This is a genomic window from Streptomyces sp. NBC_00425 (assembly GCF_036030735.1).
Classification (GTDB): Bacteria; Actinomycetota; Actinomycetes; order Streptomycetales; family Streptomycetaceae; genus Streptomyces.
Map to the genome: position 1 here is coordinate 4,059,392 of NZ_CP107928.1, position 19,653 is coordinate 4,079,044.

A 19,653-nucleotide genomic window follows, 5' to 3' on the forward strand; every position below is an offset into this window, starting at 1 on the left:
GGCCCCACGGCGCTCAGGACAGCCATGCCTTCCACTTCGAGGCGTGGCCGTCCACCCACTGCTTCGCCGCCTCCTCCGGGGTCATCTTCTGGTCGGCGATGGCCAGGGACACCTCGTTCTGGTCCTCGGTCGTCCACGTGAACTTCTTCAGGAAGGCGGCCGCCTTCCCGCCGTCCTTCGCGAAGCCGGCGTTGAGGTACTTCTGCAGCGGGGTGTGCGGGTAGCCGCAGGCGACCTTCTCGGGGTCTGCGTCGCAGCCCTCCTTGTAGGGGGGCAGCTTCACCTCGGTCATCGGGACCTTCTTGAAGAGCCACTGCGGCGCGTACCAGTAGGTGAGGAAGGGCTTCTTCTCCTTGGCGAACTGCCGCATCTGGGTGATCTGGGCGGCCTCCGAACCGGCGAACACGACCTGGAAGTCCAGGTCCAGGTTGTTCACCAGCGCCTTGTCGTTGGTGACGTAGGAGGGCGAGCCGTCCATGAGCTGGCCCTTGCCGCCGCTCTCCGCGGTGGCGAACTGTGCCGCGTACTTGTTGAGGTTCTTCCAGTTCGTGACGTCCGGGTGCTGCTCGGCGAAGTACGTCGGCACGAACCAGCCGATGTGCCCGGTCACGCCGAGGTCGCCGCCGGGCGTGATCGTCTTCTTGTCCTTGACGTAGCGCTGTTCCTGCTCGGGGTGGCCCCAGTCCTCCAGGATCGCGTCGACCCGGCCCTGGCTGAGCGCGTCCCAGGCGGGCACCTCGTCGACCTGCACGGTGTCGACGCGGTAGCCCAGCTCGTGTTCCAGGAGGTACTGGGCGACGGCCACGTTGGCCTGGGCGCCCACCCAGGACTGCACGGACAGGGTGAGGCTCTTGGCGCCCTGCGCATTGGCGAACGGCGAGGCCTGCTTCGTCATGTCGGCGGCGCCGCAGCCGGTCAGCAGGAGCAGCGCGGACGCGCCGGCCACGGTCGCGGTGGTTCGGATGCGCATGTCACGCCCCCTTCTTCGTACGGCGTTCCGTCGGCTGGGTCACCCGGTCGAGCATCAGGCCGAGGCAGACGATGGCCGCGCCGGCCACCAGACCGGTGGCGAGGTCGCCCTGGGCGAGGCCGAAGACGACGTCGTAGCCGAGCGCGCCGCCGCCGACCAGACCGCCGATGATGACGACGGCGAGGACCAGCACCACGCCCTGGTTGAGGGCGAGCAGCAGCGCTGGACGGGCGAGCGGAAGCTGCACCTGGCGGATCTGCTGGCCGCTGCTCGCGCCGAGCGAGCGGGCCGACTCCAGGGCGGCCGGGTCGACCTGGCGCAGTCCCTGGGCGGTGATGCGGACGACGGCGGGCAGCGCGTACACGACCGCGGCGGCCACGGCGGGCGCGCGGCCGACGCCGAACAGCGCGACGACCGGGATCAGGTACACGAACTGCGGCATCGTCTGGAAGACGTCGAGGACGGGCCGCAGGAGCCGTTCGAAGCGGTCGCTGCGGGCGGCGGCGATACCGGTCGCGAAGCCCAGCACGAGGGTGACGGCGACCGCGGCGAGGACCTGCGACAGCGTGTCGAGGGACGGCTTCCACACGCCGAGGACGCCGATCGCGGCCATCGCGAGGACGGCGGTGAGCGCGGTGCGCCAGGTGCCGATCACCCAGGCGAGCGCGGCGACGATCAGCAGCACCGACCACCAGGGCAGGCCCTGGAGGCCGTCGCGCAGCGGGTCGAGGACCCAGGTGGTGAAGTGGCCGGCCCAGTCGGCGGTGCCGCCGATCACGGGCACGCCGGAGTAGAGGTGGTCGGTCATCCAGTCGACGGCCCGGTTGACGGGCTCGGCGATGTTCAGCGTCCAGGCGTCGGGCCAGTCGAGGCGGCCCGCGAGCCGTACCGCGACCGCCACGACGACGGTCGCGGCGAGCACGGCCGCCCATCCCGCGCGGCGCGAGAGGCCGCCGCGCCGGGTTCCGGCGCCGGGGTCGCCGTCTCCGTCGCCGGCCGCACCGGTGACCCGGTCCAGGACGACGGCGAGGAGGACGATCGGGATGCCGGCGGCGAGGGCCGCGCCGACGTCGACCGAGGCGAGCGCCTGGTAGACGCGGTCGCCGAGGCCGCCCGCGCCGATCACCGAGGCGATGACAGCCATGGACAGCGCCATCATGATCGTCTGGTTGAGGCCGAGCAGGAGCTCCTTGCGGGCCAGCGGGATGCGCGCGGTGAGCAGGCGCTGGCGGGCGGTGGCGCCGAGCGACTCGACGGCCTCCAGCACCTCCTTGTCGGCGCCGCGCAGGCCGAGCGAGGTGAGCCGGGCCATCGGCGGGGCGGCGTAGACGACGGTGGCGAGGACGGCCGCGGGGACGCCGATGCCGAAGATCAGGACGACCGGGAGCAGGTAGGCGAACGCGGGCAGCACCTGCATGGTGTCCAGGACGGGGCGCAGGATGCGGTCCATCCGGTCCGAGAGCCCGGCGGCGAGGCCGAGCACGGCGCCGACGGCGACCGACACGAGGACCGCGACGACCATCAGCGCGAGCGTCTGCATGGTCGGGATCCACATGCCGAGCAGTCCGCAGGCCAGGAACGCGACGGCGGTGCCGACGGCCAGTCGTACGCCGGCGACCCGCCAGGCGATCAGCGCGGCGGCGGAGGTGACGCCCGCCCAGCCGGCCGCGAGCAGCACCAGGTAGACGGCCCGCACGCAGAGCACGACCGCGTTGCTGACGTACCCGAAGCCGTAGAGGAACAGCGGGTGGCTGTCACGGTTGTCGATGATCCAGTCGCTGGCCTTGCCGAGCGGCTGGGTGAGGTCGACGGTGAGGGCGGCGGGCCAGCTGCCGCTGGCCCACTGCGCGTTGGCGAGCGGCACGAGGACCGCCGCGGCGAGCGCGAGCAGCGCGAGCTTGGCGACCGAGCGGTGTTTGAGGACCCCGGGCAGGGAGACACGGGGGGCGGGTGCGGTGACCGTAGCCATGTCAGACCGCCTCCTTGCGGAGCTCCGTTCCGGCCACGACGTCCAGGAGCCGTTCGTGATCGACGACCCCCAGACACCGGCCGTCCTCCACGACACACGCGGGCTTGTGGCTGCGCGACACGACCTGGATCGCCTCGGCGACCACCGCGTCGGCGGCGATCGCGCCCGGGTGGCCGGGGCCGCCGCACTCGCCGGTGCGCATGGCCCTGCGGACCGTCATGACCTGCTCGCGCGGGACGTCGCGGACGAACTCGCGGACGTAGTCGTCGGCGGGCGAGCCGACGATCTCCTCCGGGGTGCCGAGCTGCACCACCCGGCCGTCGCGCATCAGGGCGATGCGGTCGCCGAGTTTGAGGGCCTCGCTGAGGTCATGGGTGATGAAGACCATCGTGCGGCCCTCCTCCTGGTGCAGCCGGACGACCTCCTCCTGCATGTCGCGCCGGATCAGCGGGTCGAGGGCGCTGAACGGCTCGTCGAAGAGCAGGACCTCGGGGTCCACGGCGAGCGCGCGGGCCAGCCCGACGCGCTGGCGCTGACCGCCGGACAGCTCGCTGGGCCTGCGGTGCTCCATGCCCTCCAGGCCGACCTTCTCGACGACCTGCCGGGCCCGGGCGCGGCGCTCGGACCTGCCGACGCCCTGGATCTCCAGGCCGTAGGCCACGTTGTCGACGACGGTGCGGTGCGGGAGCAGGCCGAAGTGCTGGAAGACCATCGCGGCCCGGTGCCGGCGCAGTTCGCGCAGCCGGTTCTTGTCCATGGCGCGGACGTCCTCGCCCTCGATGGCGATGCTGCCGGCGGTCGGCTCGATCAGCCGGGTCAGACAGCGCACGAGGGTGGACTTGCCGGAGCCGGACAGGCCCATGACGACGAAGACCTCGCCCTTGCGCACGTCGAAGGAGACGTCCCGGACGGCGGCGGTGCAGCCGGTGCGGGAGCGGAGCTCGGCGGGGGGCAGGGAGGTCAGTTCGGGGTCGCCGGGGACGGTCTCGGCCTTGGGGCCGAACACCTTCCACAGGCCGTCCACCGAGAAGACCGGCGGGCGCTCCTCGATGGTCGTGTGGGCGGTCGTGTCGGTACTGGTGTCGGTACTCATCAGGCATCGCCTCCGATCAGGTCCACGGCCCGTTCGCCGACCATCAGCACGCCGATCATCGGGTTCACGGCTGTCATGGTCGGGAACACGGAGGCGTCCGCGATGCGGATGCCCTCCAGTCCACGGATACGCAACTGGGGATCCACGACGGCGAGTTCGTCGTCGGCGGCGCCCATCTTGCAGGTGCCGGCGGGGTGGTAGACGGTGTGCGCGACCTTGCGCGCGTACTCGCTCAGCTCCTCGTCGCCCGTGATGTGCGGGCCGGGGGCGACCTCGCGCTTGAGCCAGCCGGCCAGCGGCTCGGTCTTCGCGATCTCGCGGGCGATGCGGATGCCGTCGACGAGGGTGCGGCCGTCGTAGTCGTCCTCGTCGGTGAAGTAGCGGAAGTCCAGGGCGGGCTTGACGGCCGGGTCGGCGCTCTGCAGGGAGAGCCGGCCGCGGGACTTCGGCTTGGGGATGTTGGGGGTCATCGACACGCCGTGCGCGGGACGTTCGTAGCCGAGCCGCTCGGGGTTGTCGGTGAAGGGGACCTGGTAGAAGTGGAACATCAGGTCGGGGCCCGGGTGCTCGGGGTCGCGGCGCACGAAAAGGCCGGCGTCGGAGTCCATCGCGGAGTTCTCGGGGAGCGGCCCGTGGGTCTCCCAGACGATGACCGACTCGGGGTGGTCGAGCAGGTTCTCGCCGACTCCGGGCAGGTCGTGGACGACGGGGATGCCGAGCGCGTCCAGGTCGGCCTTGGGGCCGATGCCGGAGTGCAGCAGCAGCCGGGGCGAGTCGATCGCGCCGGCGCAGAGCACGACCTCGCGCCGGGCGCGGACGAGGATCTCCTCGCCGTCCTCGGTGCGTGCGTGCACGCCCCGCGCGCGGGCGCCGTCCAGCTCCAGCCGGTGCGCCCAGGTCTCCAGGAATATCGTCAGGTTGGGCCGTTCGTCCATCACCGGGTGGAGGTAGGCGACGGAGGCGGACGACCGCTTGTTGGTCTCGGGGTGGTAGGCGAGGTCGAAGAAGCCGACGCCGTCGTCGAAGGGCTTGCTGTTGAAGCCTTCGACGCGGGGCACTCCGGTCGCCTGCCGCGCGGCGTCGACGAAGTCGCGGGCGATGGGGTTCCGGTCCTTCTCGTCGACCGGGACGATGTTGTTCAGCAGGCGGGCGTAGTACGCCTCCATCGGGACCGCGCCCCAGCCCTCGGCGCCGGCCGCCTCCCACTCGTCGAAGTCGGACGGCAGCGGCTTGAACGCGATGAGCGTGTTGTGGGAGGAGCAGCCGCCGAGGACGCGGGCCCGGCTGTGCCGGATGTGGGAGTTGCCGCGCGGCTGCTCGGTGGTCGGGTAGTCGTAGTCGAGCTCGCCGCCGAGCAGACCCGTCCAGCGGCGCAGGGTGAGGACGTCGTCGCGGCCGACGTCGCTGGGGCCGCCCTCGATGACGGCGACGGTGGTGTCGGGGTTCTCGGTCAGTCGGGAGGCGATGACGGAACCGGCGGTTCCGCCTCCGACTATCACGTAGTCATAGACAGGTGAGGTCTGTGGCATGGGGGGTACTCCAGGGGCGTGCGAAGTCTGTGCGAAGTGCGTTCGGGGCGGGGGGCGGGGCCTGCGGGCGGGTCAGCCCGCGAACCAGCGGACGGGCCCCGGTGCGAGGTTCTGGTAGACGTGCTTGGCCTCGCGGTACTCGGCGAGTCCGGCCGGGCCGAGTTCGCGGCCCACGCCGCTCTTGCCGAAGCCGCCCCACTCCGCCTGCGGCAGATAGGGGTGGAAGTCGTTGATCCAGACGGTGCCGTGGCGCAGCCGGCCGGCGACCCGCCGCGCGCGGCCCGCGTCGGAGGTCCAGACGCCGCCGGCGAGGCCGTACTCGGTGTCGTTGGCGAGAGCGACGGCCTCGTCCTCGGTGCGGAAGGTCTCGACGGTGAGGACCGGTCCGAAGACCTCCTCCCGCACGACGCGCATCTCGCGGTGACAGCGGTCGAGGACGGTGGGCTCGTAGAAGTAGCCCGACTCGGGCCGCTGCGGGGAGGGTTCGGGCCTCCTGCCGCCGGAGCGCAGCACCGCGCCCTCGGCGAGCGCGGAGGCCACGTACTCCTCGGTCTTGGCGCGCTGCTGCTCGGAGACGAGCGGGCCGCACTCGACGCCGTCCTCGGTGCCGCGCCCGAGCCGGATCTTCCCGGCCCGGCGGGCGAGTTCGTCGACGAAGCGGTCGCGGACGGACTCCTCGACGATGAGCCGGGAGCCGGCCGAGCAGACCTGGCCGCTGTGGATGAAGGCCGCGTTGAGGGCCTGATCGACGGCGGTGTCGAAGCCCTCGTCGGTGGCGCAGGCGTCGGCGAAGACCACGTTGGGGTTCTTGCCGCCGAGTTCGAGGGCGACCTTCTTGACGGTCGGGGCGGCCGCCTGTGCCACCTTCGTGCCGCTGACCAGGCCGCCGGTGAACGACACCAGGTCGACGTCGGGGTGTTCGGAGAGCCGGGCGCCGACCGTGTGCCCGGGGCCGGTGACGATGTTCGCGACGCCGGCCGGGAGCCCCGCCTCGGCGAGCAGGCGGATCAGCGCGACCGTGGTCAGCGGCGTGATCTCGCTCGGCTTGACGACGAACGTGTTGCCGGCCGCCAGCGCCGGGGCGATCTTCCAACTCGCCTGGAGCAGCGGGTAGTTCCAGGGCGTGATCAGTGCACACACGCCGACCGGCTCGTGGACGACGACGCTGTGGACGTCGGCCGATCCCGCGTCCACCACCCGGCCCGACGACTCGGCGGCCACCAGAGAGGCGAAGTAGCGGAAGGCGTCGGCGACGCAGTCGATGTCGACGCGGCCCTCTTCGAGCGTCTTGCCCGCGTCACGGCTCTCCAGCAGGCCGAGCTGTTCGCGGTCCCGGACGAGAAGGTCGGCGACGCGGTACAGCAGGGCGGCGCGCTCGACGGCGGGGGTGCGCGGCCACGCGCCCTCGTCGAAGGCGGCACGGGCGGCCGCGACCGCCAGGTCGGTGTCCTTCTCGTCGCCTTCGGCGACCACGGCGAAGGGGCGGCCGTCCGCGGGGTCGATGATCTCGCGGGTGGCTCCGGAGACTGCTTCCAGCCACTCTCCGCCCGAGTGAATCGTCCGGTGCTCTCGCAGCTCCGGCGTGTGCAGCGGTTCGGTCCTGTCGGCCATGATCGGCGTTGCCTTCCGTTCCTGTTCCGTCCCCCTGTGTCACCCCCGGGTCACACGGGGGACCGCGTCCACCTGCCCCCGACCTCGGATTGCATGCGCAATTCGCGGCCGAAAGTGCCTCGGGTCACGGAACTTGCTCGCATAAACGGACAAATAGTACCGGGATGACCTAGAGGGCTGAACTCTACAGAGAGTTGAATTACTCTTCGTGTTCCTGTCGACACGCAGAGCCGCGAAGGAGTCGCCCCATGCCTGCGAGACGAGTGGTCACCGGCCGCAGCCAGCAGCCCCGCAAACGCTTCGCGGAGGAACTGCGACTGCTGCGCAACGGCCGCGGCGAGAGCCTGCGGGAGCTGGCCGAGCACCTGGGCTGGGACGCGTCCACCCTCGGCAAGATGGAGAGCGGGACGAACCTGGGCGGCCCCGAGGTCGTCGAAGCACTGGACACGCACTACGGAACGCCGGGACTGCTGCTGGCCCTGTGGGAAGTCGCGATGGGCGACAACAGCCAGTTCAAGGAGCAGTACCGCAGGTACATGGACATCGAGGCGGAGGCTTCGTGCCTGTGGCACTTCGGCGTGAGCACGGTCCATGGCCTGCTGCAGACGACGGCTTACGCGCGTGAGGTTCTCACCCTGGGCGGACTCAAGGGGCCCGAGCTGGAGCAGCAGGTCGAAGCCCGCACGGGGCGAAGGAAGTTGCTGGAGGGAGAGGACGCGCCGCCGTTCCGAGCCATCCTGTCCGAGGCTGTCCTGCGTACGCCACTACGTGCGCCCCAGGAGTGGCGGGAACAGCTGGAGCACCTGCTGGAGGTCTGTGAGCGACCGAGCGTCACTCTCCAGGTGCTGCCGCACCGCGCCGGTCTTCACGGACTGGTCAGCACCGACATGATGTTCCTCCGACTGCCGGACGGCAGCACCGTGGCGTACGCGGAGACTGCTCACCGGGGTGAACTGGTCGAGGAAATCCGAGCAGTTGAGCTACTTCTCCGGCGTTACGATGCGATGCGTGACCTGGCGCTTTCCCCGGCCGAGTCACGAAAGTTCATCATGCGAATGTTGGAGGAAGTGCCGTGCGAGCCATCGACCTGAGCAACGTCACCTGGCGCAAGTCCAGCTACAGCAACCCCGACGGCGGGGCGTGCCTCGAAGTCGCCGATCACATCCCGGCCGTCGTCCCGGTCCGGGACAGCAAGGACCCCGGGCGCGGAGCGGTCCTCTTCGGGGCCGACGCCTGGGCGAGCTTCGTCAGCGCCCTCAAGCGGGGCTGAACGCAAGCGATCCCCGGACGGTCGGACCGTCCGGGGATCGCTGGTGTTCAGGCTCAGATCAGGCCGAGTGCGCGAACCGCCTCGCGCTCCTCCGCCAGCTCCTGCACCGACGCGTCGATGCGGGCGCGGGAGAACTCGTTGACGTCCAGGCCCTGGACGATCTCGTAGACGCCGTCCTTCACGGTCACCGGGAAGGAGGAGATCAGGCCCTCCGGGACGCCGTAGGAGCCGTCCGACGGGATGCCCATGGAGGCCCAGTCGCCGTCGGCGGTGCCGTTGACCCAGGTGTGGACGTGGTCGATGGCGGCGTTGGCGGCCGACGCGGCGGAGGACGCTCCACGCGCCTCGATGATGGCCGCGCCGCGCTTGGCGACGGTCGGGATGAAGTCCTCGGCCAGCCACTTCTCGTCGTTCACGACCTCGGCGGCGTTCTTGCCGGCGATCGTGGCGTGGAAGATGTCCGGGTACTGGGTGGCGGAGTGGTTGCCCCAGATGGTCAGACGCTTGATGTCGGCGACCGTCGAGCCCGTCTTCTTCGCGAGCTGGGTCAGCGCGCGGTTGTGGTCGAGGCGGGTCATCGCGGTGAAGCGCTCGGCCGGTACGTCCGGCGCGGCGGCCTGGGCGATCAGGGCGTTGGTGTTGGCCGGGTTGCCGACGACGAGGACCTTGATGTCGTCCGCGGCGTGGTCGTTGATGGCCTTGCCCTGCGGCTTGAAGATGCCGCCGTTGGCCTCGAGGAGGTCACCGCGCTCCATGCCCTTGGTGCGCGGGCGGGCGCCGACGAGGAGGGCCACGTTGGCGCCGTCGAAGGCGACGTTGGCGTCGTCGGTGATGTCGATCCCCTGGAGCAGCGGGAACGCGCAGTCGTCCAGCTCCATGGCGGTGCCCTCGGCGGCCTTGAGCGCCGGGGTGATCTCCAGCAGGCGCAGCCTGACCGGCACGTCCGCGCCGAGCAGCTGGCCGGAGGCGATGCGGAAGAGCAGGGCGTAACCGATCTGGCCGGCCGCGCCGGTCACGGTGACGTTCACGGGAGTGCGGGTCATGGCGTTCTCCGTATGACAGCTGTCGGTGGGGCGTCCCTGCCCCGGGTGGGACGTACAAATGATCGATCTCTTGGTATCAAGAGATCCGATCAGCGGTCAGGCTATCGCGCATCCGGGATGCCGGACGTCCGGGGTTGTGTGGCCCGCTTCACAGAGTGCCCCGCGGCGTACGGGAGACCCGCACGAAACGGCGGCCGCCGGTCCGGGAGAGGGGGATCGGCGACCGCCGTGTGGGGGTGCCGGGTCGCGCCGGACTCCCGTGGGGGTACCGGTTCGGCTTCCCGGAGCGGAGGCGGCTATTCCTGTGCGGCGACATTTTTTTCCCGGGCCGGTTCCGCCCGCGTCCGTCTCAGGGCGTGCAGCCCGTCGGGCCCGAGGCCAGCACGGCGCAAGCCGTCGCGTCGTCCGCGCCGGTCACCGCCACCATCGGCGTGTACGCGTCGGTGTCGCCCGGCGCCGTGATGGCGGCGGTCTTGAGCACCGACCCGGCGGTCACCCGTACGGCGTCGCCCGGGACGCCCCCCGTGATCCTGCCCCAGGCCGCCCCGCAGGTGCGGCTGTAGCGGACCTCCAGCCGCACCGGCCCGACCGTCACGCTCTCCGCCGTCGCCACGAGGTCGTCGCCGCACCCCGTCTCCTCCGCGTCACGGCCCGTGCAGTCGGCGCCGGCGCACAGCACCCCCGGGGGCAGGGTGCGGGGTGAACTCACGGTGGCGGAGGGCGACTTGGATCCGGTCGCCCCCTGCCGCGCATCACCGCCGCCGGTCAGCAGGAACGCGCCGACGGCGACGATCACCACCCCCGAGGCGCCGGCGAGGAACAGCGCGGCCCGCTGCGAGCCCCCTCTCGGCCGCGCGTCGGCGGCGCCGCCCCCGGAGGGCTCGGGCGCCCCGGCCGACTCCGACGGCCCGGTCGGCCGGGGCGGCCCTGCCGGCGGTCCGAACTCGCCCGGGGCGGCCGGCGTCCGGGAGATCCGGACGGCTTCCACGGTGCGGTCGTGCCGTGTCTCCGCGGCGTTCCAGGCGCGCTCGGCCAGCTCCCACAGGGTGACCAGGTGGACGGAAGGCGTCCCCGTCACCTCGGCCAGCGCGACGACCGCGCCCTTGGGGGCGAGCAGCCGGCCGTCGAGGTAACGCTCCCAGGACGCCTTGCCGTAGCCCGTGCGGTCCGCCACCGCGGCGACGCCCATCCCCGCGCGGTCCACGGTCCTGCGCAGCTGCTCGACGAACCCCCCGACGCGCGGATCGAGTTCGCCCGGCAGGGCTCTCCAGCGCGGCATCGAACCCCTTCCTCCCGCCGAGTCCCCCGGTCACGTTAGCCCCGGCACGGAGACGATCCGGGACACATGACCGAACTGCCGACGTACCGTGACGATGAACCCACATCATCCGACAAGGCCCGACAACGCCCGTCATGAGCCACGGCTCAGCCGAAGGCGACCGCCCCTGCGACGGCGGCGAGCAGCAACGCCAGCAGGAGCAGCGCCGCGTAGAGCAGGAGCCGTCCGGCCGGTCCGGGCGCGGGCGGCGGAGCGGGCTCCTCCAGACGGTCCCACCAGGGGACCGTCGGATCCTCGTGGTAGGCCTCGGCCGGGTCGGCCTGCGCGGGCCGCGGCCAGGCCTCGACCGCCAGCTCCCAGCGGACGACGTGCCGTTCGGCCTCCGCGCCGGCCAGTCCCGCGACCCGGCACAGCGCGGCGACGGCCTGCCGGGGCGGCGGCTGGACGGCGTTGAGATAGCGCTGCCAGGAGGACTTGCTGTACGCGGTGCGCGCGCCGAGCGCGGCCAGACTGAGGCCCGTACCGTCCTTGAGCTGCCGCAACTGTTCCACGAAGTGCCGTACCTCCGACGGCAGCCCGTCCGGCAGCGGCTGCCAGGCGCCCATCCCGCCCACCTTCCCTTCGGTTCGTTGAGGGGACGACGCGGGGCGGCCGGTCGGTTCCCCGGCCGGGGGCTGCTGTGGCGGGGGCGCGCACACGATAGCGGAACGGTCACTTCCGTGCCACAGCGTTCGGACAGCTGTTGAACAGGCCGTTCGCGATGCGAGAACGTGGCACCCGTCGGCGGCCCGTCCTTCTCGGGGGATGAGGACGGGCCGCCGGTCGTGTGCCGTCAGCTGCTGCTGACCGTGAAGTGCAGAGTGTCCTTGAGGAACGGGATCTGCAGCCACGGCTCCGGCTGCGCCATCAGCGCCAGCATGACGATGACCGTGCCGAGCACCCCGTAGGTCACGATGTCGGTGAAGCGGGAGCGCACCGCGAGCATGCCGACGCCGGGCAGCGTCCAGCGCAGGACCGCGCCGGTCAGCAGTCCGACGCCGATCAGGATCGTGCCGATCCGGAACTGGTCGAGCGCGGTCACCAGCAGACCGAGCGCGACCACGCCCAGCACGACGATGATCGGCCACTGCCGGGCGGCCAGCGCGTCGCCGGGCGCGGCCCGCCCGCCGCCCTCGGGACGCGCGGTGTCCCGGGTGAACTTGGGGAAGCGGCGGGTGGTGCGACGCGGCACGCCGTCGGCGTCGGGCGCGCTGATCGGATCCCGCACCTCGATGTCGTCGCCGTCACCGCCGTCGGTCCCCTGGTCGACGGCGTCGTCGACCCCGCCGTCGACCCCGGCGGCGCTACGGCCGTCGATGCCGTCCATGTCGTCGGCCTTCCCGGAGACGCCGTCAGCCGACACTGCGTTCCGCCGCCTCGACCACGTTGACGAGCAGCTGGGCGCGGGTCATCGGGCCCACCCCGCCGGGGTTCGGGGAGATCCAACCGGCCACCTCGCGGACGTCCGGGTGGACGTCGCCGACGATCTTCCCCTCCGCGTTGCGGGAGACGCCGACGTCGAGCACGGCCGCGCCCGGCTTGACGTCCTCGGCCCGGACCAGGTGCGCGGAGCCGGCGGCGGCGACGATGACGTCGGCCCGCTTCAGGTGCGCCGACAGGTCCCGGGTGCCGGTGTGGCACTGCGTCACCGTCGCGTTCTCGCTGCGCCGGGTCAGCAGCAGCGGCATCGGACGGCCGATGGTGACGCCGCGGCCGACGACCACGACCTCCGCGCCCTTGATCTCGACGCCGTACCGGCGCAGCAGCGTGAGCACGCCGTTGGGGGTGCAGGGCAGCGGGGCGGGCTCGCCCAGGACCAGCCTGCCGAGGTTCATCGGGTGCAGTCCGTCGGCGTCCTTCGCCGGGTCCATCAGCTCCAGGATCCGGTTCTCGTCGATGCCCCTGGGCAGCGGCAGCTGCACGATGTAACCGGTGCAGGAGGGGTCGTCGTTCAGTTCGCGGACGACCGCCTCGATCTCCTCCTGGGTTGCCGTGTCCGGCAGTTCGCGCTGGATGGAGGCGATGCCGACCTCGGCGCAGTCACGGTGTTTGCCGGCCACGTACTTCTGGCTGCCGGGATCGGCGCCGACGAGGATCGTGCCGAGTCCGGGCGTCACGCCCTTCTCCTTCAGCGCCGCCACTCGGGCGGTCAGATCGGACTTGATCTCGGCTGCGGTGGCCTTGCCATCGAGAATCTGGGCGGTCATGGTCCCATCCTCGCGGATGACGGCCTCCCGGTTCCAATCCGGGGGAATCACGGGGTGACGGGCGGGGCCGTCAGGTGTGCGGACGTGATCGTTGATGTTGCACTTGCACAACACATCCTCTTTGCCGCGGAATGCGGCTGGACAACAAACCGGCCATTGCAGAACGATTGACGGCACAGTGCCGCGGGCAGTACCGGGGGGACGAACCGCATCTGTAGAACCTTCCTCCGAGCCAGGCCGCGCGTCCCCGCACTCGATCGCAACGGAGGAAGGACCGCCATGAGTTTCGGCGACCCGAACAACCCCTACGGCCCGCCGCAGGGCCAGCCGCCCGGCTACCCCCCGCAGGGCCCGCCGCCCCAGCAGCCCGGCTACGGCTACCCCACCGCTCCCCAGGGCCAGCCCGGCTACGGCTACCCGCAGGCCCCGCCGGTCCCCCAGGGGTACGGCTACGGCGTCCCGCAGGAGATGCCCGGCCTGGTCAAGACCGCCCGGGTGCTGCTCTTCATCATCGCCGGCTTCCAGTTCCTGGCCGGCGTGGTCGTCGGCATCCTGGCCGGCGCCACGCAGGACGCGTCCAACACGTTCGGCTCCGGCGACGACAGCAGCGCGGCGACCGGCCTCGTCATCGGGGTCGCCCTGCTGATGCTGGTGCTGGGCAGCCTGTCGATCTTCCTGGGCGTCAAGTTCAAGACGGGCCGCGGCGGCATCCGCGTCACCACGATCGTCTACAGCTCGCTGATGATCCTGGGCAGCCTCGCCAACATCGTGAACGGCGCCGGCGGTTCGGGCACCTTCGGCGGCGTCATCTCGCTCGCCTTCGGCGGCATCATCCTCTCCGCGATGATCAGCGGCGGAGCCTGGTTCAGCCGTCCGCGTTACTGACCGCGGGCGCGGTGTCGCCGCGAGCGGGGACGGCGCGACACAAGGAGACGGGCGGTCCGGCGTGCTGCCGGACCGCCCGTCTCCTGTCGTGCCCCGTGCCCCGTTCCGGGCCGCGGCGTCGCCACATCGGGCGCCCGGAGGGCCGGGCGCCCGCGACCTCAGTGGAAGAAGTGCCGCGTCCCGGTGAAGTACATCGTCACGCCCGCCTTCTTCGCGGCCTCGACGACCAGCTCGTCACGGACCGAACCACCGGGCTGCACCACGGCCTTCACGCCCGCCTCGACCAGGACCTCGAGCCCGTCGGGGAAGGGGAAGAACGCGTCGGAGGCGGCGTACGAGCCGCGCGCCCGCTCCTCACCGGCCCGCTCGACGGCCAGCTTCGCCGAGTCCACCCGGTTGACCTGCCCCATGCCGACGCCGACCGAGGCGCCGTCCTTGGCGAGCAGGATCGCGTTGGACTTCACCGCCCGGCACGCCCGCCAGGCGAACGCGAGCTCGGCGAGCTCCGGCCCGGACAGCGCCTCACCGGTCGCCAGCGTCCAGTTCGCCGGGTCGTCGCCCTCGGCCTGGAGCCGGTCGGCGACCTGGAGCAGCGCGCCGCCGCCGACAGGCTTGAGCTCGACGGGGGCCACGGGGCCCTGCGGCGCCCTGAGCACCCGGATGTTCTTCTTCTTGGTGAGGGCCTCGAGCGCCCCCTCCTCGTAGTCCGGCGCCACGATGACCTCGGTGAAGATCTCCGCGACCTGCTCCGCCATCTCCCGGCTCACCGGCCGGTTCACGGCGATGACTCCGCCGAACGCCGACAGCGGGTCACAGGCGTGCGCCCTGCGGTGTGCCTCGGCGACGTCCGCGCCGACGGCGATCCCGCACGGGTTGGCGTGCTTGATGATGGCGACGGCCGGCTCGGTGTGGTCGTACGCGGCCCGGTGCGCGGCATCCGTGTCCGTGTAGTTGTTGTACGACATCTCCTTGCCGTGCAGCTGCTCGGCCTCGGCGAGACCGGCGCCGCTGCCGTCCACGTACAGGGCGGCCGGCTGGTGCGGGTTCTCGCCGTAGCGCAGGGTGCTCCTGCGCTCCCAGGTCGCGCCGAGGAAGTCGGGGAAACGCGACTCGTCGACCGGCGCGTAGGAGGACGCGAACCAGCTCGCGACCGCCACGTCGTAGGCGGCGGTGTGCTGGAAGGCCTCCGCGGCGAGCCGCTTGCGGGCGGCGAGGTCGAAGCCGCCGCCCTGCACGGCCGCGAGGACGTCGGCGTACCGGGCGGGGCTGGTGACGACGGCGACCGACGGGTGGTTCTTGGCGGCGGCACGCACCATGGACGGCCCGCCGATGTCGATCTGCTCGACGCACTCGTCCTCGGAGGCGCCCGAGGCGACGGTCTCGCGGAACGGGTAGAGGTTGACGACGACCAGGTCGAACGGCGCGACGCCCAGCTCGTCCAGCTGCCGCCGGTGGTCCTCGAGACGCAGGTCGGCGAGGATGCCCGCGTGCACCTTGGGGTGCAGCGTCTTCACCCGCCCGTCCAGGCACTCGGGGAAGCCGGTCAGCTCCTCGACCTTGGTGACGGGCACGCCGGCGGCCGCGATGCGGGAGGCGGTGGAACCGGTGGAGACGAGCTCGACACCGCTTTCGTGCAGCCCGCGCGCGAGCTCTTCGAGACCGGTCTTGTCGTAGACGCTGACGAGCGCGCGACGGATGCCCCGCTTGCCGCTCTCTGCCGTGACAGTGCTGTCGGCGGTCACTGGATAACTACCTTTCGTCCCTCAATGCGATAGCCGTTGCGGGCGAGCCGCCCCACGACCTCGACGAGCAGCCTTCGCTCGACTTCCTTGATGCGCTCGTGCAGAGCGCTCTCGTCGTCCTCGTCCCGGACCTCGACCACGCCCTGGGCGATGATCGGGCCGGTGTCGACGCCGTCGTCGACGAAGTGGACGGTGCAGCCGGTGACCCGGGCGCCGTACGCGAGCGCGTCCCGCACCCCGTGGGCCCCGGGGAAACTGGGCAGCAGGGCGGGATGGGTGTTCACGAACCGCCCCCCGAACCGCGCCAGGAACTCCTTGCCGACGATCTTCATGAACCCGGCGGAGACCACGAGGTCGGGCTCGTGGGCGGCCACCGCCTCGGCGAGCGCCGCGTCCCACTCCTCCCGGCCCGCGAAGTCCTTGACGCGGCAGACGAACGTGGGAATCCCGGCCCGCTCGGCGCGGGCGAGGCCCTCCACGGCCCCGCGGTCGGCCCCGACGGCGACCACCTCGGCGCCGTACGCGTCGACGCCGACGGCGGCGATGGCGTCGAGGAGCGCCTGCAGGTTCGTACCGGATCCGGAGACCAGCACGACGAGGCGCTTGGCCACGGGCTTGGCGGCCACGGCGGTGCCCTTTCTCGGGGAAGCACGTACGGAGGGTGGCGACCTGCGCGGGCTTGTGCTTTCGTACGAATGCATCGCACCCCCGGATACGGGGAAGCCTACGAAGGAGCCGACCGTCAGCAACGATACCGGCACACCGGGCGGCCCCCGAGGGACGGGGGCGGGGCCGGAAGGTAGCGTCTGCGAGGAGTGGGGAGCGGGAACGCGGTCGTCGTGCGGTGCGTTCCCCCTACGACAGCTCACACCAGTCAGCCGTATCTCCTAGGGGAAGACGCTCATTTGATGCCGGACCGCAGTCTGCGACTCCTCACGCTCCCCCCGCAGTCACCGCAGGGAGGGGAGCGCGGCGCCGTGCTGCTGCGGGAGCGCCCCACCTCCCCTCCGGACGCCCCGTCGGGCGACGGCACGCCCCCCGACGACGACAACCCGTTCGCCCCGCCGCCGGAGAACGCCCCCGACCGCCCGTGGCAGCCCCGGCGTCCGGCGGGCGGCGCCCCCGAGGACGGGCAGTCCCCGTGGGGCAGCCAGTGGAGCGACCAGCAGCCCGGCCGCTCCCCCGGCGGCTTCGGCGAACGCCCGGGCCGCGGGCCCGAGAACGGCGGGCCGGGACCGGAGAACGGCGGCAAGCGCTGGGACCCCACCGACCCCGCCCAGCGCCGCGCGCGCTACGCGCTGCTCAGCGGTATGTGGGCCTTCTTCTTCGTCCTCTTCGGCTGGCCGTACGTGGCCCTGCTGCTCGGCGCGCTCGCCCTCAACTGGGGCATCAGCGCCCTACGGGCCAAGCCCCGCACCCCGTCCCCCGACAGCCCGGAGAGCGGCTCCCGCCCGGAGAGCGGCTCCCGCCCGCAGAAGACGGCCGCGGTGAGCGGCGTGGTCACCGCCTCCCTGGCACTGGCCCTGGTCGCCGCGAGCTTCACCGCACACCTCGTCTACCAGGACTACTACACCTGCACCAACGACGCCCTCACCAACGAGGCCAGGCAGTCCTGCAACGACCTCCTCCCGAAGGAACTGCAGAAGATCCTCGGCACCGACTCCTGAAACAGGGTTCCTGAGGCAGCGCCCCCGGGGACCGACTTCTGGGCCAGGACTCCTGAGGACGCGCTGGTGAGGACGCATTCCTGAGGCCGAGAGCGTCCGCCGCGTGGGTGCCCGCCGGGGGTGTCCGCCGGGCGCCGCTCACAGGAGGCGTCGGCGCGGCCCGCGGGGAGACGCCGGCCGGAGGGTGTCCGCCGGGGGCCCCCGGCGGACGTCCACAAGCACCGTCCACGGGCGGCGTCCGCAGGGTGCCCAGTGCGCTGGGGCCCCGCGGGGAGACGCCCGGCGGGCGGTCATCGGCGCGGATCCGTCCCTTCGTCCCGTTCTTCTCCCGCCTCCCGCAACGCAGCCCACCGGGCCTCCCTGGCCGAGTCGCCGTGCCACGCCGGGCCGACGGGCTCCACCGGCCCGACGTCGGCGAGCGGCTCACCCGGCGTGCGGAGCTCGCGCGGCGCGAGGGGCGCGGGCGGCACGGGGGGCTGGGGCGGCGTGAGCGGCCGAGGTGGCGTGGCACGCCCGGGTGGCGTGGGGGCTTCGCCGGGCTCGAGGAACGACACGGGTTCGAGGGGGGCGAACGGGTCCCGAGGCGCGACGTAGGACGGCGGCTCGATCGGCGCGAAGGGGTCCCGAGGCGCGACGTACGACGGCGGCTCGATCGGCGCGAAGGGGTCCCGAGGCGCGACGTACGACGGCGGCTCGATCGGCGCGAAGGGGTCGGCGGCCTCGGCGAAAGGGTGCGGCGGCGCGCCGGGGGCGGCATCCCGGGGGACGAGGAAGTCGTACAGCTCCTCCTCCGCCACCCCGGCCGACGCCGCCACGCCGCGCCGCGCCCCCGCCTTCCCGGCCTTCTCCTTCCCGAGCCCGCGGGCGCACCCGGCCGCCCCCCTCTTCCGGCAGCGCCACCCCCGCACCGCCACGCCCACCGGCGTCCCCACCCCCACCACCCACAGCAGCACCGCACCCCCGACCTGCCACCACACCGGCCCGAACCGCGCCAGCACGGAGGCCCCCAGCGGCCCGCCCGCCAGCCCCGACAGTGCTCCCATCAGCACCGCGCACCCCACACCCGCCAGCACGACGACTCCGACGGTCCTCCCCCGCGACCAGACTTCGCCCGCCTCCCCGGCAGGCGCGGTCGTCCTGCCGGCCCGACCCGTCCCTGCGGTCCTTCCGGACCCACCTGGTCCAGCAGCCCCGGCGGTGCCGTCGGACACCGTGCGGCCCGTCGCCGCACCGGCCGTCGCCGCGCGGGCCGCGAACACGCCCACCGCGACGCCCGCCACCAAGGGCACCCCGCTCGCCGCCCAGTTCCACGGCGTACCGGCCCCGGCCTCGGGAACCGCCGCCAGCAACGGGAAGGGCGGCAGCAGCGGCGCGGGATCGGAGGACAGCGGCGCCACCACGTGCCCCGCACCGAGGAGGTACCCCGGCCCGAGGGCGTACGCGGCCCCCCACACCGCCGCGTTCGGCACCAGCGCCACGCACAGCAGCAGCACCGCGAACCGCCCGGACCAGCCCTCCGTCAACTGCAGAAACGCCTCGCGGGCCGCCCCGGCGTGCCACACCGACGACGACGCCACCAGCAGGGCCCCGCCCCCGACGAGCACCACCGCACCCGCAGCCGCCGCCCGCGCCGCGGCCGCCAGACGGGCGTGCTCCGCCGTCCCGGGAAACGGCCGCCGCAGCCCGCTCGGCAGCGCGAGCAGCACGCCGTCCACGGGTCCGCGCGGGTGACCGCAGGCCGACCACACCCCCGCCCCGGCGGCCAGCACGGCCACCGCCGGGACGCACACCGCCGCCCACGCCCACGAGGTCCGCAGCGCGCCGCCCGCGGCGGCGTAGAGGGCGGCGCCCGAGCCGACGGCGAGATACCCGACCACGACGCCCGCCCACACCGTGCGGGCGCTGACCGGCGCCCAACCCTCCGCGCCGCCGTCGGCGTCGCCCGCGTCCACCGCGTCCCGGGCCGCCCGCCGCACCAGCCACACCGGCAGCGCGAGCAGCAGCAGCGGAGTGACGCCGACCGGCGCCGGCGCCCCGGCCAGCGTGTCGACGCGCACCAGTTCCGCGCCGTGGGCCAGCAGCCACAGCGCGGCGGCGACATGCAGCGCGCCGCTGGGCCCGCTGTCGGGGTACGGGGAGCTGATCCACAGCACCATCACGAGCGCGGCGAAGGAACCGAGCCCCAGTCCGGCCGCGAGCACACCGCCCGCGAGGCCGGCGGCCAGGGCGGGCGATCGGTCGCGCATCCGGGGCAGCAGGGACGACAACGTAAGCCGGCGAGCGGTCATCGGGATCACGACGGCCATGCTCCCAACGACACGCGCTTTTCCGTCGTAACAGGCGAACTTC

17 protein-coding genes are annotated in these 19,653 nt (G+C 72.6%); 4 read left to right on the forward strand and 13 right to left on the reverse strand.

The window, feature by feature from the left end:
* Nucleotides 1-13 precede the first annotated feature (13 nt).
* The 5 genes from OHS82_RS17220 to OHS82_RS17240 all read right to left on the reverse strand — a co-directional run bounded on the left by OHS82_RS17220 (nucleotide 14) and on the right by OHS82_RS17240 (nucleotide 7,172).
* Nucleotides 14-970, reverse strand: coding sequence for an ABC transporter substrate-binding protein (locus OHS82_RS17220; RefSeq protein ID WP_057584583.1), 957 nt, complete (start codon nucleotides 968-970; stop codon nucleotides 14-16).
* A 1-nt stretch (nucleotide 971) separates the two neighbouring features.
* Nucleotides 972-2,939, reverse strand: a complete 1,968-nt coding sequence (locus OHS82_RS17225; RefSeq protein WP_057584584.1) for an ABC transporter permease — start codon at nucleotides 2,937-2,939, stop codon at nucleotides 972-974.
* Nucleotide 2,940: 1 nt separating this feature from the next.
* Complete coding sequence (locus OHS82_RS17230; RefSeq protein ID WP_057584585.1) at nucleotides 2,941-4,032, reverse strand: quaternary amine ABC transporter ATP-binding protein; 1,092 nt, start codon at nucleotides 4,030-4,032, stop codon at nucleotides 2,941-2,943.
* Nucleotides 4,032-5,561, reverse strand: coding sequence for a GMC family oxidoreductase (locus OHS82_RS17235; RefSeq protein ID WP_057584586.1), 1,530 nt, complete (start codon nucleotides 5,559-5,561; stop codon nucleotides 4,032-4,034). Before OHS82_RS17235 ends, OHS82_RS17230 begins: the two co-directional genes overlap by 1 nt.
* Before the next feature lie 72 nt (nucleotides 5,562-5,633).
* Entirely contained in the window at nucleotides 5,634-7,172 is a 1,539-nt protein-coding gene (locus OHS82_RS17240) for an aldehyde dehydrogenase family protein (protein WP_057584587.1), read from the reverse strand.
* Between the two features lie 248 nt (nucleotides 7,173-7,420).
* On the opposite strand from OHS82_RS17240, the gene OHS82_RS17245 reads away from it, so the two are divergent.
* Nucleotides 7,421-8,263 (forward strand): helix-turn-helix domain-containing protein, encoded by an 843-nt coding sequence (locus OHS82_RS17245; protein WP_328434113.1) that lies wholly within the window; start codon nucleotides 7,421-7,423, stop codon nucleotides 8,261-8,263.
* Entirely contained in the window at nucleotides 8,245-8,442 is a 198-nt protein-coding gene (locus tag OHS82_RS17250) for a DUF397 domain-containing protein (RefSeq protein WP_328434114.1), read from the forward strand. The genes OHS82_RS17245 and OHS82_RS17250 overlap by 19 nt, the downstream gene beginning before the upstream one ends.
* A gap of 53 nt (nucleotides 8,443-8,495) precedes the next feature.
* On the opposite strand, the gene OHS82_RS17255 is transcribed toward OHS82_RS17250, so the two are convergent.
* The 5 genes from OHS82_RS17255 to OHS82_RS17275 all read right to left on the reverse strand — a co-directional run bounded on the left by OHS82_RS17255 (nucleotide 8,496) and on the right by OHS82_RS17275 (nucleotide 13,010).
* Nucleotides 8,496-9,485 (reverse strand): malate dehydrogenase, encoded by a 990-nt coding sequence (locus tag OHS82_RS17255; protein WP_057584590.1) that lies wholly within the window; start codon nucleotides 9,483-9,485, stop codon nucleotides 8,496-8,498.
* A 349-nt stretch (nucleotides 9,486-9,834) separates the two neighbouring features.
* Nucleotides 9,835-10,764 carry a helix-turn-helix domain-containing protein gene (locus OHS82_RS17260; protein WP_057584591.1) on the reverse strand — a complete coding sequence of 310 codons (930 nt, stop codon included), beginning with the start codon at nucleotides 10,762-10,764 and terminating at the stop codon, nucleotides 9,835-9,837.
* Nucleotides 10,765-10,910: 146 nt separating this feature from the next.
* Nucleotides 10,911-11,369, reverse strand: coding sequence for a helix-turn-helix domain-containing protein (locus tag OHS82_RS17265; RefSeq protein WP_057584592.1), 459 nt, complete (start codon nucleotides 11,367-11,369; stop codon nucleotides 10,911-10,913).
* Nucleotides 11,370-11,596: 227 nt separating this feature from the next.
* Complete coding sequence (locus OHS82_RS17270) at nucleotides 11,597-12,166, reverse strand: DUF3017 domain-containing protein (RefSeq protein ID WP_242433443.1); 570 nt, start codon at nucleotides 12,164-12,166, stop codon at nucleotides 11,597-11,599.
* Nucleotides 12,156-13,010 carry a bifunctional methylenetetrahydrofolate dehydrogenase/methenyltetrahydrofolate cyclohydrolase gene (locus tag OHS82_RS17275; protein WP_057584593.1) on the reverse strand — a complete coding sequence of 285 codons (855 nt, stop codon included), beginning with the start codon at nucleotides 13,008-13,010 and terminating at the stop codon, nucleotides 12,156-12,158. Before OHS82_RS17275 ends, OHS82_RS17270 begins: the two co-directional genes overlap by 11 nt.
* A 279-nt stretch (nucleotides 13,011-13,289) precedes the next feature.
* On the opposite strand from OHS82_RS17275, the gene OHS82_RS17280 reads away from it, so the two are divergent.
* Nucleotides 13,290-13,895: a hypothetical protein gene (locus tag OHS82_RS17280; protein WP_057584594.1), complete on the forward strand. Its 606-nt coding sequence runs from the start codon at nucleotides 13,290-13,292 to the stop codon at nucleotides 13,893-13,895.
* Nucleotides 13,896-14,053: 158 nt separating this feature from the next.
* Here the strand turns inward: OHS82_RS17280 and purH are convergent, their stop codons facing one another.
* Together purH and purN are read right to left on the reverse strand one after the other, a co-directional pair.
* Nucleotides 14,054-15,637: a bifunctional phosphoribosylaminoimidazolecarboxamide formyltransferase/IMP cyclohydrolase gene (purH, locus tag OHS82_RS17285; protein WP_057584595.1), complete on the reverse strand. Its 1,584-nt coding sequence runs from the start codon at nucleotides 15,635-15,637 to the stop codon at nucleotides 14,054-14,056.
* Nucleotides 15,634-16,263 carry a phosphoribosylglycinamide formyltransferase gene (gene purN, locus OHS82_RS17290; protein WP_328434115.1) on the reverse strand — a complete coding sequence of 210 codons (630 nt, stop codon included), beginning with the start codon at nucleotides 16,261-16,263 and terminating at the stop codon, nucleotides 15,634-15,636. Before purN ends, purH begins: the two co-directional genes overlap by 4 nt.
* Nucleotides 16,264-16,545: 282 nt before the next feature.
* Between purN and OHS82_RS17295 the strand changes: the two genes are divergently transcribed.
* On the forward strand, nucleotides 16,546-17,304 hold the full coding sequence (locus OHS82_RS17295; RefSeq protein ID WP_057584597.1) for a hypothetical protein: 759 nt from the start codon (nucleotides 16,546-16,548) through the stop codon (nucleotides 17,302-17,304).
* 290 nt (nucleotides 17,305-17,594) lie between these two features.
* Here the strand turns inward: OHS82_RS17295 and OHS82_RS17300 are convergent, their stop codons facing one another.
* Complete coding sequence (locus OHS82_RS17300) at nucleotides 17,595-19,610, reverse strand: cell division protein PerM (protein WP_328434116.1); 2,016 nt, start codon at nucleotides 19,608-19,610, stop codon at nucleotides 17,595-17,597.
* Nucleotides 19,611-19,653 lie beyond the last annotated feature (43 nt).